11 protein-coding genes are annotated in these 14,707 nt (G+C 72.8%); 5 read left to right on the forward strand and 6 right to left on the reverse strand.

Going from position 1 to position 14,707, the window contains the following annotated elements:
- Positions 1–14: 14 nt before the first annotated feature.
- Positions 15–1,118 (reverse strand): GNAT family N-acetyltransferase, encoded by a 1,104-nt coding sequence (locus RV986_RS29135; protein ID WP_475920222.1) that lies wholly within the window; start codon positions 1,116–1,118, stop codon positions 15–17.
- 30 nt (positions 1,119–1,148) lie between these two features.
- Positions 1,149–1,853, reverse strand: coding sequence for an HD domain-containing protein (locus tag RV986_RS29140; RefSeq protein WP_475924469.1), 705 nt, complete (start codon positions 1,851–1,853; stop codon positions 1,149–1,151).
- 258 nt (positions 1,854–2,111) lie between these two features.
- Between RV986_RS29140 and RV986_RS29145 the strand changes: the two genes are divergently transcribed.
- Positions 2,112–2,816: a copper homeostasis protein CutC gene (locus RV986_RS29145; RefSeq protein WP_475920223.1), complete on the forward strand. Its 705-nt coding sequence runs from the start codon at positions 2,112–2,114 to the stop codon at positions 2,814–2,816.
- A 30-nt stretch (positions 2,817–2,846) separates the two neighbouring features.
- Here RV986_RS29145 and RV986_RS29150 read toward each other — a convergent pair whose 3' ends face one another.
- The gene (locus RV986_RS29150) at positions 2,847–4,889 is read right to left on the reverse strand and encodes a HelD family protein (protein ID WP_475920224.1); all 2,043 of its coding nucleotides are present in this window, start codon (positions 4,887–4,889) and stop codon (positions 2,847–2,849) included.
- A gap of 352 nt (positions 4,890–5,241) precedes the next feature.
- Between RV986_RS29150 and RV986_RS29155 the strand changes: the two genes are divergently transcribed.
- Both RV986_RS29155 and RV986_RS29160 read left to right on the forward strand, forming a co-directional pair.
- Positions 5,242–5,433, forward strand: a complete 192-nt coding sequence (locus RV986_RS29155; RefSeq protein ID WP_475920225.1) for a hypothetical protein — start codon at positions 5,242–5,244, stop codon at positions 5,431–5,433.
- A 168-nt stretch (positions 5,434–5,601) separates the two neighbouring features.
- Complete coding sequence (locus tag RV986_RS29160) at positions 5,602–6,828, forward strand: glycosyltransferase 87 family protein (RefSeq protein ID WP_475924470.1); 1,227 nt, start codon at positions 5,602–5,604, stop codon at positions 6,826–6,828.
- Here the strand turns inward: RV986_RS29160 and RV986_RS29165 are convergent.
- Together RV986_RS29165 and RV986_RS29170 are read right to left on the reverse strand one after the other, a co-directional pair.
- Positions 6,786–8,429 carry a DNA repair helicase XPB gene (locus RV986_RS29165; RefSeq protein WP_475920226.1) on the reverse strand — a complete coding sequence of 548 codons (1,644 nt, stop codon included), beginning with the start codon at positions 8,427–8,429 and terminating at the stop codon, positions 6,786–6,788. The two genes, RV986_RS29160 and RV986_RS29165, sit on opposite strands and share 43 nt — an antisense overlap.
- 191 nt (positions 8,430–8,620) lie before the next feature.
- A complete protein-coding gene (locus tag RV986_RS29170; RefSeq protein WP_475920227.1) occupies positions 8,621–11,278 on the reverse strand; it encodes a helicase-associated domain-containing protein in 2,658 nt (885 codons plus the stop codon).
- Positions 11,279–11,815: 537 nt separating this feature from the next.
- Here RV986_RS29170 and RV986_RS29175 point away from each other — a divergent pair.
- Both RV986_RS29175 and RV986_RS29180 read left to right on the forward strand, forming a co-directional pair.
- Positions 11,816–12,958, forward strand: coding sequence for a hypothetical protein (locus RV986_RS29175; RefSeq protein ID WP_475920228.1), 1,143 nt, complete (start codon positions 11,816–11,818; stop codon positions 12,956–12,958).
- Between the two features lie 199 nt (positions 12,959–13,157).
- Entirely contained in the window at positions 13,158–13,856 is a 699-nt protein-coding gene (locus RV986_RS29180; protein WP_475924471.1) for an HAD family hydrolase, read from the forward strand.
- Here RV986_RS29180 and RV986_RS29185 read toward each other — a convergent pair.
- On the reverse strand, positions 13,832–14,113 hold the full coding sequence (locus tag RV986_RS29185) for a hypothetical protein (RefSeq protein ID WP_475920229.1): 282 nt from the start codon (positions 14,111–14,113) through the stop codon (positions 13,832–13,834). The genes RV986_RS29180 and RV986_RS29185 overlap by 25 nt on opposite strands.
- Positions 14,114–14,707: the final 594 nt, after the last annotated feature.

Below are 14,707 nucleotides of genomic sequence, written 5' to 3' on the forward strand. Positions count from 1 at the left end.
CGGTGCTCGGGTGGTCAGTCCGTGCGTGCGTACAGGCGCAGGGACGGGTCCAGCCCGCGCAGCTCGTACGCGTACTGCTCCACGTCCTCGCTCACCCGTGTGAACCCGGCGCGCGCGATGACGCGCTGGGAGGGGGCGTTGGTCCGGTCTATGGCCGCGAAGAGGAGCTTGAGGTCGTCGCGGGCGAGGGCCCAGGCGGAGAGGGCGTGCAGGGCCTCGGTCGCGTAGCCGTTGCCGCGGGCGTTCTCGGCGAGGTCGTAGCCGACTTCCGCGCGGCCCTCCTCGTCGGGGGCGCCGTGGAAGCCCATGGCGCCGACCGCGCGGCCGTCCTCGGTCCGTACGAGCACGAACATGCCCCACTCCGGGCGGTGCACCCCGTCCTCGTGCTTCTTCACGACCATCCCGGCGGCGTCCCGTGTGCCCTCGAAGGGGCCGCCCTCGATCCACTCGAAGCCGCCGGTGCCGCCCGCGTGCAGATCGGCGGCGGCCGCGGGCGTGACGCCCTGGAGCGTGAGCCGTTCGGCCTCGATCACCAGGTTGTTGCTCCAGCGCCACTCGGTGAGCGGGGCGCGGCCCGGCAGTTCGCCGCGGCCGGTCGCCCACAGGAGGGTCGGCCAGGGTGCCTCCCCGGGCCGGACCTGCGGAAAGATCCGGCCGAGGACGTCCGCGCACAGTTCGGCGGGCGGCTCGTAGTCGACCCCGAGGCCCTGTGCGATGTCATGCGTGTGCAGCAGCACCTCGGTGACGCCCATCGCGGCGAAGCCCTCGCGGTTCGCGCTGCGGAACGGGTACGGGTGGAAGGCGCGCGCCTCGCGCGGTGCGGTGCGCACGGCGGCGGTGAGCAGGGCGCCGGTCGTCTCGATCACGTCGAGGACGCCCGCGTTGTCGGTGCCGTCGTCCATCACGATCCCGAAGGGGACGTACGCCGTGGTGGCGCGTCCCGCCAACTGCCCCGCGTACGAGATGAGATCGTCCGCGATGTGCTCGGCCGTCTTCCGGCAGCTCCACTCCAGACGGCCCGCCGCGACCCCGTCCCAGTCCCGGCCGGCCACCGTCCGCAACAGCGCGACGGCCCCTGCGACGGCTTCTGTCACCTGGTCCCCACCCATGTCTCGCATGCAGGTGAGGATAGGCGCGGTCGGGCGTCGTCACGTACTGGATTGTCGGCCTCGTCGGTCCTGTCGGTCTTCTTCGCGCGGGGGTTTCGGGGCGGGTGCGGACGAGAGGTGGTCGAGTTCGCGCCGGACGTTCTCCCGGGCCCGCTCCTCCCATGCCCGTGCCGCGTACGGCGTTCTGAACAGCCGCGGCAGGTCCAGGAGTTGGCGCAGTACGTCGGCCCGGCCCGTGCGGAAGGCTTCGTCCGGGACGAAGGCGTACTCCTCGCGGACGGCGGCGGTGTAGGCGGCGTACGCGTCCGGGGCCGAGGCCAGGACCGCCAGGTCGGCGTCGCACAGGACCTGGCCGTTGCGGTCGTCGTCGGCCGGGGCGTGGGTGACGGTGAGGCGGACCAGCCGGGCGACCTCCGCCGTCCTCTCTTGCGACACCCCGGCTTCGGTGAGGGCGCGTTCGGCGAGGCGGGCCGAACGTTCCTCGTTCTCGGAGCGGTCGGGGAGATAGACGGCGTCGTGGAACCAGGCGGCCAGCCGCACCAGGTCGGGGTCGGCCGCCTCCTTCTCCAGTACGTCGATGTGGTCGAGGACCGCGGTGAGGTGCGCGACCGTGTGGTAGCGACGCTGTGGCTCCCGCCAGCGGGTGAGGAGGTTGTCGGCGTACGGGTCCGGATCGGGGCCCCCGGAGCGGACCCCTTCCAGAGCACGGATCCAGCGGCTGCGCAGCGCGTCGAGGTCGGCCATGCCCAGATTCTCCCGCACCACCCCACCCCACCCCAGGCCCACGGGGAACCGCGGGCTCAGCCCCGTTTTCAGGGGCGCGGGGAACTGTGCGACCAGCCCCCACGCACCCGCGGTCGACCAACCCCGGGCGGAGGCGGATCCGGGGCGCAGCCCCGCCCCGTACACGACAAAAAGGCGAAGCCACCTCGTCGCGGCCGACACCCCCGGCGTACGCTTGGATTGGACTAGACCTGTAGCCGCCCCGAGGGAAGAGGTCCCATGAGCGAGCCCAAGCGTGCAGTCCTGGAGGTGATCGCCCTCGGCGTGGAGGACGCGACCGCCGCCCAGGCCGGAGGCGCCGACCGGCTGGAGTTGGTCACCGACATGGCCGCCGACGGGCTCAGCCCGGCGGTGGAGACCTTCGCCGGGATCCGCGCCGCCGTCGACATCTCGCTGCGCGTGATGCTGAGGCGGGCGGACGGCTTCAGGGCGGGCGGCGCCAAGGACATCGACGCGCTCGTACGGATCGCGCGGGAGATGCGGACCGCGGGAGCGGACGAGTTCGTGCTCGGGTTCCTCGACGAGCACGGCGGCCCCGACCTGCCCGCCGTGGAACGGGTCGTCGCCGAACTGGACGGCTGCCCCTGGACCTTCCACCGCGCGATCGACCGCGCCGCCGACCGCGACTCCCTGCGCAAGCAGCTCGCGGACCTGCCGGGCCTGGACGCCTACCTCACGGCGGGATCGCCGGACGGCGTGGACGACGGCTTCCCGACCCTCCTCGCCGAGGCCGCCCGCCGCACCGAACCCGGTTACGAACCCCGGATCATGGTGGGCGGCGGGCTGTGTCTCGACCACGTGCCCGGCCTCAGGGCCGCCGGGATCGACGCCTTCCACATCGGCGGCGCGGCCCGGCCCGGCGGCTGGGCCGCCCCGGTGTCGGTGGAGGCCGTACGGGAGTGGCGACAGGCCCTGGACGCATAGCGCGGCGGCCGACAGAGGACTGCCGGCCGGCTACCCCAGCTGCGCGGGCAGCGCCGCCGCGTGGGTGACGATCAGGCCCGAGACCGCTCGGGTCAGGGCCACGTACAGGCGGCGCAGGCCGGTGCGTTCGTCCGGTTCGCCGTCGACCACGGCCTGCGGCTCGTCGAGGACCACATAGTCGTACTCCAGACCCTTGGCGAGCGAGGCCGGCACGAGGGTGAGGCGGGTCTGTGCCGTGGTCTCCTCGCCGGGACCGAGGTACGTCAGACCGGCCGCCGTCAGCGCCTCGGCCAGCACCGGGACACGGGCGTCGGCGGCGATGAGACCGATCGAGCCCTCGTTGCGCAGCGACTCCTCGCAGGCGCCGACGACCTGCTCGTCGGCGGTGGTCGGGCGCACCTCGAAGAAACCGGGGTTCTCGCGGACCGACGCCACCGGGGTGAGGCCCGGCGCGATGTGCGGCAGCAGCCGGGAGGCGTAGGTGATGACGTCGGTGGGGACGCGGAAACCGGCGGTCAGCTCCTCGATCACCGCCTCCCCCTTGCCGAGGTGGGCGAGCGCCTCGTCCCAACTCCGCGTCGCCCACGGGGTCGTGCCCTGCGCGAGATCCCCCAGCACCGTCGCCGAACCCGTCGTGCAGCGCCGCCCCACCGCCCGGTACTGCATCGGCGACAGGTCCTGCGCCTCGTCGAGCACCACGTGGCCGAGGGAGTGCGTGCGCTGGACGAGATCGGTGGCCTCGTCGATCAACACGGCGTCGGCGGGCGACCACGTGGCCGACTTCACCGACCGTACGGGCTTCGACCAGAGGATCTCCTTCTGCTCGTCCTCGTCGAGGAGACCCGCCGCGTGGACGGCGAGGAAGTCGGCGTCGGTGAGCAGCCGCAGCACCAGCTTGGCGGGGTCGACGGGCGGCCAGATCGCCTTGACCGCGGCCTTCACGGCGGCGTTGCGGGCGACGGCGTCCTGCACCCGGTCGTCCGGGGCCTCGCCGGAACGCTCCATCTGGACCAGCACGACGTGCGCGATCCGCTGCGGAAGGGCCTCGCGGGCGGCGCCGTACCGGATGTCGCGGTCCAGCAGCTCCCCGACGATCGTCTCCAGCTCGTACGACGGGACGCGCCAGCGCCGTGAGCCGCGCACGACCACGACGCCCTCGGTCGGGAGCGTCACATGCGAGCGGACGGCCCGGCGCAGCACCTCGGCCATCCGGGCGTCGCCCTTGATGATGGCGGCGGTCGCGTCGTCCGTGCCCCGCACCTCGACATGGGCGACGAGATCGTCGACCGTCGCCTGCTTGACCTCCAGCTCGCCCAGGGCGGGGAGCACCTGCTCGATGTAGTGGAGGAAGGACTTGTTCGGCCCGATGACCAGGGTGCCGGTGCGGGCGAGCCGCTCCCGGTGGGCGTAGAGGAGGTAGGCGACGCGGTGCAGACCGACGGCCGTCTTTCCGGTGCCGGGGCCGCCCTGCACACAGACGGAGCCCGCAAGACCCGACCGTACGATCTCGTCCTGCTCCGGCTGGATGGTCGCCACGATGTCGCGCATCGGGCCGACGCGCGGGCGCTCGATCTCCTGCTGGAGCAGCTTGCTGGTGGCCGCGGTCTCGGAGGGGTCGGACAGGTGCTCGTCCTCGTACGCGGTGAGGTCGCCGCCGGTGTACCCGAAGCGGCGGCGCAGGCCCACGTCCATCGGGTCCTTCTTCGAGGCCCGGTAGAACGGCTGCGACACCGGCGCGCGCCAGTCGATGACCATCGGGTCGCCCCCGGCGTCGTGCACATGCCGCCGTCCGATGTAGAAACGCTCGCCCTCCGCGCCCTCCGCCTTGTCGGCGCCGGGCGCGTGCAGATAGTCGAGGCGGCCGAAGAACAGCGGGGTGTGGCTGAGGTCGGCGAGGGCCTTGATGCGCTCGTCGATCTGGTGCTGGAGGACCGCCGCGTTCACCCAGTTCGCGGTGACGTCCTTGATGTCGAGGTTCTCGACGTCCTCGCGCATCGCGCGCAGTGCCGCGCGGGACGAGCCGAGGTGGGAGCGCTCGCGGGAGAGGGGGTCCTGGGCGGGTGGGGTGGACAACGTGATGCCTCCGGAAGACCTGCTGCGTGTGAGTGGGTACGGCGGTCGAGCCGTTGGATGCTGTCCGGTTTCCGGCCGGGCGGCGGCACTCCGTCGAGGGAGGCGGGCAAGAGCGGAGATTCTAGGTCAGGGGAGGAGGTCCGGGCCAACCCTTTTTCGCGGATCGCTCGCGGCACCGTTCGCGGCATCACTCCCGGCGTCATACGCGGCATCAGGGAGGCGACCCCCATATCCCTAGGGGTCGCCGTCCGTCGTGAGGCGTACACGCAGAGGCCTGGAGACGTACGAGGGGCCGCCGAGGTTCGGTCCATAGGCCGACGCCATATGGGGTCGCGGATTCCATCATGGATACATGAGCGCAGCAACCTTCACCCCAGGCCCTGTCCAGCCAGGTCCCGCCCACGGCGCGACCGCGTTCTCCTCCGGCCACCACCGCCACCGCCTCGGCGACGCCCTTCGTGCCGTCAAGGTCTTCGCGGGCGCGGCTTTCGGCGTGGTGCTTCTCGGTGAGTACGAGGAGGAGGCGGGCGTGCGCCGACGGTGAGCCGTTCGCCGGGGTGAACCGTCCCGGCACTAGGGTCACTCCGTGCTTCAGCGGAACGTGACCGATCGCTCACGCAACGAAGTCCTCCCGTTCTCCTCCATCCGTTCCTTCACTCGTTATTTCACCCCTCCGCCCTCTTTTCCCTTCGCCGTCTCCTTCTCCTTCCTTCTGCTCGCCGTATCCCTCGCCGCCCTCGCCGCGCTGTGCGTTCTCCAGCGCGCTCCTCTGGCCGACGCGCTCGTCTACCGGGCCGAGGGCGCGGCCGTCGTCCACGGCACGGATCTCTACGGGTTCACCGTCACCCGGTGGCGTCTGCCCGCCACGTACCCGCCCTTCGCGGCGCTTCTGTTCGTCCCGCTGGCCTGGCTCCCGCTGCCCGTCCTCAAGGTGGCCTTCGTCGCCGGGAACGTGGCTCTGCTGGCGGTCCTTGTCCGGCTCTCCCACCGGCTCGCGGGCCTGCCGGCGCGGCTGCCCGCCCTCTGTGCCGCCACCGCGCTCGCCCTGTGGCTCGAACCCGTCTTCCAGACCGTGCTTTTCGGCCAGATCAATCTCGCCGTCGTATGCCTGGTCCTCTGGGACCTGACACGGCCGCCGGGCGCCCTTGGCAAGGGCCTCGCCCTCGGTGTCGCGGCCGGGGTGAAACTGACCCCCGCCGTCTTCCTCGTGTACCTGTTGCTCACGGGCCGCCGCCGGGAAGCGGCGACCGCCCTGGCCGGTTTCGCCGGGACCGTCCTGCTGGGCGCGTTCGCCCTGCCCGCCGCGAGCGTCGACTTCTGGACCCGGCGGCTCTACGAGACCGGCCGCGTCGGCAAGGTGTGGATCGTCGACAACCAGTCGCTCCAGGGGCTGATCGCCCGGGTGCTCGGGGACCCGTCGCCGGGCCTGGCCTGGGCGCTGCCGGCCGCGGCCGTGGGATGCGCCGGCCTCTGGCTGGCCCGCGCGTGGACGACGTACGACCGCGGGGACGTCGAGGGCCGGAAGGACGTCGAGGGTCGGAGAGAGGCCCAGGGCCGGAGGGGCGTCGAGGGTCGGAGAGAGGTCCAGGGCCGGAGGGGCTTCGAGGGTCGGAGGGAGGTTCAGGGTCGGAGGGAGCGGTGGGGCATTCTCGTCACCGCCCTCACGACCCTGCTGATCTCCCCCGTCAGCTGGTCGCACCACTGGGTGTGGTGCGTCCCGCTGATCGCCGTGCTGTACGCCGAGCGCGGCCCGCGCCCGGCCGCCGTCGTCACCGCGGTCTTCGCGGCCCGCACCTTGTGGCTGATCCCGCACCAGGGCGACCTGGATCTCCGTCTCCCCTGGTGGCAGCAGCCGTTGGCCTCGCCGTACCCCCTGCTGGGGTTGTTACTGCTGGTTCAGCTGTCGGCCAGGAGCTCGTCGGCGTCGACGATCCGGTAGGCGTACCCCTGCTCCGCCAGGAACCGCTGCCGGTGGGCGGCGAAGTCCTGGTCGATGGTGTCGCGGGCGACGACGGAGTAGAAGTGCGCCTGGTGGCCGTCGGCCTTCGGGCGCAGCACACGGCCCAGCCGCTGGGCCTCCTCCTGGCGTGAGCCGAAGGTGCCCGAGACCTGGATGGCGACGGTCGCCTCCGGCAGGTCGATGGAGAAGTTGGCCACCTTCGACACGACGAGCACGCTGATCTCGCCCTGCCGGAAGGCGTCGAACAGCTTCTCGCGCTGGGTGTTGCTGGTCTCGCCCTTGATCACGGGCGCGTTCAAGTGCTCGCCCAGCTCGTCGAGTTGGTCGATGTACTGGCCGATCACGAGGATCTGCTGCCCCGCGAACTTCCGTACCAGCGCCTCGGTGACCTTCCGCTTGGTCGCGGTCGTCGCGCAGAAGCGGTACTTCTCCTCGGTCTCGGCGGTCGCGTACGCGAGCCGTTCGGAGTCGGTGAGGTTGACCCGGACCTCGACACAGTCGGCGGGCGCGATGTACCCCTGCGCCTCGATCTCCTTCCAGGGCGCGTCGAAGCGCTTGGGCCCGATGAGGGAGAAGACGTCCGACTCCCGCCCGTCCTCGCGCACGAGGGTGGCGGTGAGCCCCAGCCGACGCCGTGCCTGGAGATCGGCGGTGAACTTGAAGACGGGCGCGGGCAGCAGATGCACCTCGTCGTAGACGATGAGCCCCCAGTCACGGGAGTCGAAGAGCTCCAGGTGGGGATAGATCCCCTTCCGCTTGGTCGTCAGCACCTGGTAGGTGGCGATGGTGACCGGGCGGATCTCCTTCCTCGTACCGCTGTACTCGCCGATCTCGTCCTCGGTGAGCGAGGTCCGCTTCACCAGCTCGTGCTTCCACTGCCGGGCGGAGACGGTGTTGGTGACGAGGATGAGCGTGGTGGCCTTGGCCTGCGCCATGGAACCGGCCCCGACGAGCGTCTTGCCCGCCCCGCAGGGCAGTACGACGACCCCGGACCCGCCGTGCCAGAAGTTCTCCACGGCCTGCTTCTGGTAGGGCCGCAGCGCCCAGCCGTCCTCCGCCAGCTCGATCGGGTGCGCCTCCCCGTCGACGTATCCGGCGAGGTCCTCGGCCGGCCAGCCCAGCTTCAGCAGCGTCTGCTTGATCTGCCCGCGCTCGGAGGGGTGCACGGCGACGGTGTCGGGGTCGAGCCGGGCGCCGACGAGCGGGATGATCCGCTTCGAGCGCAGGATCTCCTCCAGGACGGGCCGGTCGGTGGTGGTCAGGACCAGCCCGTGGGCCGGGTGCTTGGAGAGCGTCAGCCGCCCGTAGCGGTCCATGGTCTCGGCGATGTCGACGAGCAGGGCGTGCGGCACGGGGTAGCGGCTGTACTCGACGAGCGCGTCGACGACCTGCTCGGCGTCGTGGCCCGCGGCGCGCGCGTTCCACAGCCCGAGCGGTGTCACCCGGTAGGTGTGGATGTGTTCGGGCGCCCGCTCCAGCTCCGCGAACGGCGCGATGGCCCGGCGGCAGGCGCCGGCCAGCTCGTGATCGACCTCCAGGAGCAGCGTCTTGTCGCTCTGGACGATGAGGGGTCCGTTCACAACCGTCCCTTTCTGCGTGCCGTCACCTCTGCGCGGGTGACCGGCCAAACCTCCAGTGTGCCCTACGAGCGGGTGATCACGGAGTGGTCGGGGGAGAGGCGGCCGGGGCCGCTCGCCGGGCGCCGGTCACGGCTGGTCGTCGGCCACGGCTGGGCGTCGGTCGTCGGTCACGGTGGGTCGGCGGTCGGCGGTCACGGTTGGTCGTCCGCCAGTTCCGCGACCCCCGTGACGCGGTGCAGCGGGTACGTGCGGACCTCGTCCGCCGTGTGGTCGTACGCCGTCACGAAACCGCCCTCCACCCGGATCGGGGCGATCACGCGCTGGCTGGCCGAGCCCTCGGCGTTGACGTACCCGATCCACACCGCCTCGCCGGTCATCACGGCGGCCTGCATGGTGGCGAGGGTCTCGGCGGAGCTGGTGCGCGGCAGCTCGCCGTTGCCCGGTGTCTGAGCCTGGGCGGACTTGCGCGGGGTCGTGGAGGCCAGGTCACCGGCGCGGATGGCGCGGAGCGCGGCACCCAGGAGGGTGGCGTCGGGCACCGGCGGACCGTCCGGGACGGGCGCGGGGGCGGAGCGCGGCGGGGTGCGGTGGGCGTGCGCACGGCTGATCAGGACGTCGCCCTCGGCGGACTCGGCGGCGGGCGCGAAGCCCATGGAGCGGAGGCCTTCGAGGAGGGCCGCCGGGTCGGCCTGCGCGGCGAGCACGGTGGGCGCGAGGCGCCGCAGCCGCAGCCCTTGGGACCGCTTGTCGGCGAGGATCTCGCTGAGCAGGGCGTCGTCGTCGCAACGGACGTACGCCGAGGCCGCGCCGATCCGCAGATGGCCGTGCTTGCGGGCCACGTCGTCGATCAGATACGCGAGCGGCTGCGGGACCGGCGTACGGGAGTGGGCCGAGAGGAACGCCTGCAGGTCGGAGGCCGACCGGCCCGCGTCCAGGGCCCGCCGCACCGACCCCGGGGTGAAGCGGTAGACCGTCGCCCCGCCCTTCGACTCGACGTCCGCGAGCACGCCGAGGGTGTCGGCCAGCGGGCGCTCCAGGGGGCCCGGGGCGACGGCGGTCAGGTCCGCCTGGAGGAGGACATGGTTCAGGGGCTCGGGGAGGAGCGGCGTGAGGAGCCGGGCGGCGTGGGCGGCGGCAGCGGCCTGTTCGGCGGCGGAGTGCGGGGGTGTGGACAAGGGGGTGCCGGGGAGGGGGGCCTCGACGGCGGGGCGGTGGTGCCGGTGGGCGGGGAGCTTGTCGCCCGGGCCGGGACCGGGACCGGGGCCGGAGTGCGTCTCGGTGTTCCGCGCGGCGGCCGGTGGGAACCCCAGCAGCGCCCGTCCCTGCGCCGACAGCGCGCCCCGGCCGGTGACGCCCAGCAGTTCCGCCTCGGACAGCGTCCACCGGGCGAGCCGGGTCCGCAGATCATCGCTGGTGGTGGCGGACTGCGGGTCGGACTGGGGGCTCGGCTGCGGGCTCCTCAGGGGGCGCTCCCACTGGAGGCGGGCGAGGACCGAGTCCGGGGTGGCGGAGGCGCCCTCGGGGAGGGCCGCGAGGAGGGCGAGGACACGGTGGCGGACCTCGGGGGCCGCCGACCGGTCCAGGCCGGGGCCGAGCGCCGACAACGTACGGTCCTTCGTGTCCCGCCCGCCGATCAGTCCCGCCGTACGGGTCGCGGTGAGCCACGCCGAGGTGAGAAGGGTCCAGCGCTCGGCGGCGGGCCGCTCCAGCCACTCGTCGTAGGCGGGGGTCGCCGCGTACCGCTCGTCGGCCTCCCCGTCCGAGGCCAGCAGCCCCGCCGCGTAGGCGAGCTCGACCCAGAACGCGGCGACGGGTTCCGCGACGTCGAGCGCCACCGCGGTCCGCTTCAGGTCGCGCACGCTGAGACCGCCCGCGCGCAGCACGGCCGGCCCGCCCTCGTGCCAGTCCTTGAGCAGTTCCTCGACGGTCGCCAGGGCCGTGTACGCCTGCCCCGCCGCCGCGCTGTCCACAGCCTGTGGACGGTGCGTCCGCGCCGCCTCGACGGCCGGTGCCACCGGTTGCGTCTCCCGGTGCGCGCGGCCCGCCCGCAGATGCAGGGCGACCTCCCGGGGCAGGACGACCGTGCCGGGTGCCGTCGGCAGCAGCAGCCCGCGGTCGATCAGCCAGCGCAGCCGGCGCGCCGGGTCGGCGGTCACCTGGCCGTAGGGCGGCCCCCAGACCAGCCGGGACAGTACGTCCACCGACTCGGCGGGGGCGGTGTCGAGGAGCGCCGACATCCGCGTCCGGTCGCTGAACAGCGCGGTGAGCGAGGTGACGGCGGACACCGAGTCATGAGTCGTCGGCAGCCCGGCGGTGGCCAGGATCTCCTGGATACGGCCTGGGGACATCCCCGCCGTGGCCTCGGTGACGGTCGGCCCCAGGCCCGTGGGGGAGGGGTGCTGCGGGGACGGCGCGAGCAGCTCGCGCGCGGTACGGACGAGCCGGAGGCGGTCGTCGGCGCCCCACACCAGGGCCTGCTCGCGCAGCGTCTCCAGGGCGTGGGGGAACGCCGCCGTGACCGCCGGGTCCTTGTCGTCGCCCGCCAGCAGTTCGAGCAGTTCGTCGTACGTCGCCGGGTCCGGGGCCACGGCCAGCGCTTCGGCGGTCTGCAGCGCGAAACGGTCCAGGCGCTCCAGGGCGCGTACGACCGAGGCGCGGGTGCCGGCGCGGGTGGCGAGCTGGGTGAGGTCGGTGGGGACGGGGGTGATGAGGTCCGGGCGGGTGCGGAGGAGGGTCGACAGGGAGGTGTCGTCCCGGGTGCGGAGGGCTTCCGCGAGGGAGCGCGGAGCGGTTCCCTGCGGGGCGGGGTCCGGGGTTCCGTCCGGCGTGCGGTGCGCCTCTGTGCTCATCCGCTCAACGGTAGTGGTTTCTCGCCCCCGCCGCCCCTACCCGTCCCATCCCATCCCTGGGTGCTCCGCCCCCAGACCCCCGTTCGGCCTGAACGGCCTCGTCCTCAAACGCCGGACGGGCTGAAGAACCGCGGGCCGGGGGTGGGTGGGGTGCGGCCTCCAGCCTCGTCCTCAAACGCCGGACGGGCTGAAGGATCGCGGGTGGGGGGTGGGTGGGGTGCGGACCCCGACCTTGCCCTCAAACGCCGGGCGGGCGGGGGTTTCGGGGCGTAGCCCCGTTCTGGGGGTGCGGGGAACTGCGCGATCAGCTCCCACCGGTCCGCGGTCAAAGAAACTGCGGCGGGCGGGGCATCCGGGGCGCAGCCCCGGCCTCAGGGGCGCGGGGAACTGCGCGATCAGCTCCCGCTCACCCGCACTCGACAACACACCCGGGGGCCGGGGCGCAGCCCCGGGGGCGGTGGGGGCGAGGAAACGGGGTCGTACGCGGTACCGTCGTGACCACGGGGTATCCAACGCGCCCGCCCCGGAGGGGACTTCGTGGGGATTGAAAGCGACCAGCTCGTATTCGACTATCTGAGCCGCGTCGGCGACCTGGCCCAGCAGGGCCAGCTGCCCTCGGCCACCCGCATGCGACTCGTGTCGGAACTGCGCAACGAAATCGACCGCCGCAGGGCGAAGTCCCCCATCGACAGCCCCGCCGCCGTCCGCCGCATCCTCTCCCGTCTCGGCTCCCCGGACGAGGTCGTCGCGACCGCCCGCCAGAGCGCCCCGGAGACCGGCACGGACACCTGGGCCGCCGTCCCCACCCAGCGCGCGGGCGAGCCGGAGGACCGCCCCAAGGGCCTGCGCCGAGTCGTCCCGAGGCCCCGCACGGCAGGACGGAAACCGCAACCCGGGTCCAGCGGGACCACCGCCGACGGCCTTTCACGGCCCCACCGCGCGAGCCCCCACGACTGGGGCGACACCTCCGGGCAACCGGACTGGTGGCGCACGGACAGCAGCCCGTTCGGGGCCATGGACGTGGACAGCGTGCCGGGCTTCGTCGGGGGCGTGGAGATCCCCGAACTGCTCAAGCCGCCGCCGAAGCACAAGGGCACCAAGGACGCGGCGGAGGATGAGACCGAGGCGGAGGAGGAGCGCGCGGACGAGGCCACGGAAGACCCCACCGAGGCCGAGAAAGCGAGCCGCAAGCCGCTGAGGCTGCTCAAGCGGCCCAAGCCGTCCGGGCAGTCCAAGCCGTCCAAGCCGTCCAAGGTCGCCAAGCCGTCCAAGGCCAAGAAAACCGTCCCCGCCGACGACGCCGAGCCCAAAGCCACCCCCCGTTCCCGTCTCCCCCGCCCCGGCAACTGGACCAACCCCCTCCTCCTGCTCGCCGCCGTCCTCCTGGTCATCGGCGCCGTCCTCGGCAACTGGTTCGCCCTGGGCCTCGGCTGGCTCATCGCCTGGGCCTCCCGCCGGCTGAGCCCCGCGGAGTCGAAGTGGGCCGTCCTCGGCGCGCCCGGCCTGGTCGTGACGGCCGGCGTCGTCTGGCTGTGGGGCCGTACGGACGGCCGCTGGGGCGATCCGATCGTCAAGGGCCACATGGACGAGGCGATGAAGGAAACCTGGCCCTGGGTGATCCGCGGCGCGGCGGTGGCCTCGGCGCTGTACCTGGTCTGGCGCTCACAGCGCCGCCGCTGATCGACAGCCGCTGATCGACAGCCGTTGGCCGACAGCCGTTGGCCGACAGCCGTTGGCCGACAGCCGTTGGCCGACAGCCGTTGGCCGACAGCCGTTGGCCGACAGCCGTTGGCCGACGGCCGCCGATCAGCACCCGCCCCCTGGGCACAGCTGATCGACACCGCCCCTGGGCACAATGGTTTATATGCCTACCGCATCGATGACCTCGCGCCCGCTGACCGTCGGCTTCGACCTCGACATGACCCTGATCGACTCCCGCCCCGGCATCCACGCCTGCTACCGGGCGCTGTCGGCGCACACGGGGACGTACATCGACTGCGACCTGGTCGTCACGCGGCTCGGCCCGCCGCTGGAGGACGAGCTGATCAACTGGTTCCCGGCGGACCGGGTGGCCGCGATCGCCGACCTCTACCGTGAGATGTACCCCACGTACGCGATCACCGGCACGCTCGCGATGCCCGGCGCCCGTGACGCGGTCGAGGCCGTGCGGGCGGCGGGCGGGCGCGCCGTGGTCGTCACCGCGAAGTGGGAGCCCAACGCCAAGCTGCACCTGGAGCACCTGGGCATCGACGCCCACGCGGTCGTGGGCAACCTGTGGGCCGAGCGGAAGGCCCAGGCGCTGCGCGAGCACGGCGCGAGCGTGTACGTCGGCGACCACACCGGCGACGTACGCGGCGCGCGCACCGCGGACGCGTACTCCGTCGCGGTGGCCACCGGCCCCTGCGACGCGGCGGAGCTGCGCGCGGCGGGCGCGGACGTCGTGCTGGCCGACCTGACGGAGTTCCCGGCGTGGCTGAGCGACTACCGTCGGGATGCCCGCAGCGATGCCCGCAGCGATGCCCGCAGCGATGCCCGCAGCGATGACCGCGGGGACTACCGCGAGGCCGAGCGGGCCTGAACCGTACGGGCCTGAACCGCGCGGGCCCGACGGCGTCCCGCCGCGACGGACCGGAACACCCCCGCTCCGGCGATCAGGAAGCCGACGCCCATGAGCATGCTCAGGCCGAACATGTACGTCGGAAAGGGCGTCGTATCGAGGAGCAGCGGGGCCACGGTGACGAGAGTGGCCACGGCTCCGATGAAGAACACAATGGCACCGGCACGGATCAGCCGGTCACCTGGTTCGGCGGAATTCGGTTGGGTCTTGTCACGCACCGGACCAGGGTAGTTCCCAGCGCGAAGGAACAATCCGGCGACGTCTTGTCACCGGCCCCCTGACCATTAGCGTCTCTAATCAGCTGAGCGGTCCTCTGCCAGACGTGGTGTCTGGTGGGGAATCTGCCCACTGTGGAGGGGTGGCGTGGGCGTGCAGGTGGAATCCTGCGCCCCGTGCTGCTCCTCGTGGCCTGTGGCGGCTGGTGGTGGGTGTGCTGGTTGTCGTCACGTCCTGGTGCCGGTGGGCTGCGCGGGGCAGCCTGGTCCGGTCCGTGTGAGCGTGTCCCTCCGGACGCTTGCCCGCCGGGCCCGAGGGGCTGGTGGGGGAGGGTGCCCTGCGTCGCCTGGGCGCGGGGCGTGTGGTGTGTCGCCGGGTGGGTCCGGTCTTGGACCGGTCCGTCCGACTGGTCTTCGGTGCGGCCGGTGCGATGACGGCCGTACTTTCGAGGGTGTCCACCACCGAGCGGATCGCCATGGTGGCGGTGGTGCGGTCGGTGACGGTCTTGGTCTGGTGGGTGAGGCCGCGTGCGGCGATGCGTTGCCACGCGCCCGTGTCGCGGTCGCCCTGCCGGCCGCAGCCGGGGCACAGCGCCC

The sequence above is a fragment of the Streptomyces sp. RLA012 genome, assembly GCF_056270325.1.

Excerpts from the sequence above, each read along its gene's own strand:
- RV986_RS29170 (WP_475920227.1), bottom strand. The coding sequence starts at position 11,278 with ATGAGCACAGAGGCGCACCGCACGCCGGACGGAACCCCGGACCCCGCC.
- RV986_RS29180 (WP_475924471.1), top strand. The coding sequence starts at position 13,158 with ATGACCTCGCGCCCGCTGACCGTCGGCTTCGACCTCGACATGACCCTG.
- RV986_RS29145 (WP_475920223.1), top strand. The coding sequence starts at position 2,112 with ATGAGCGAGCCCAAGCGTGCAGTCCTGGAGGTGATCGCCCTCGGCGTG.
- RV986_RS29135 (WP_475920222.1), bottom strand. The coding sequence starts at position 1,118 with ATGCGAGACATGGGTGGGGACCAGGTGACAGAAGCCGTCGCAGGGGCC.
- RV986_RS29140 (WP_475924469.1), bottom strand. The coding sequence starts at position 1,853 with ATGGCCGACCTCGACGCGCTGCGCAGCCGCTGGATCCGTGCTCTGGAA.
- RV986_RS29155 (WP_475920225.1), top strand. The coding sequence starts at position 5,242 with ATGAGCGCAGCAACCTTCACCCCAGGCCCTGTCCAGCCAGGTCCCGCC.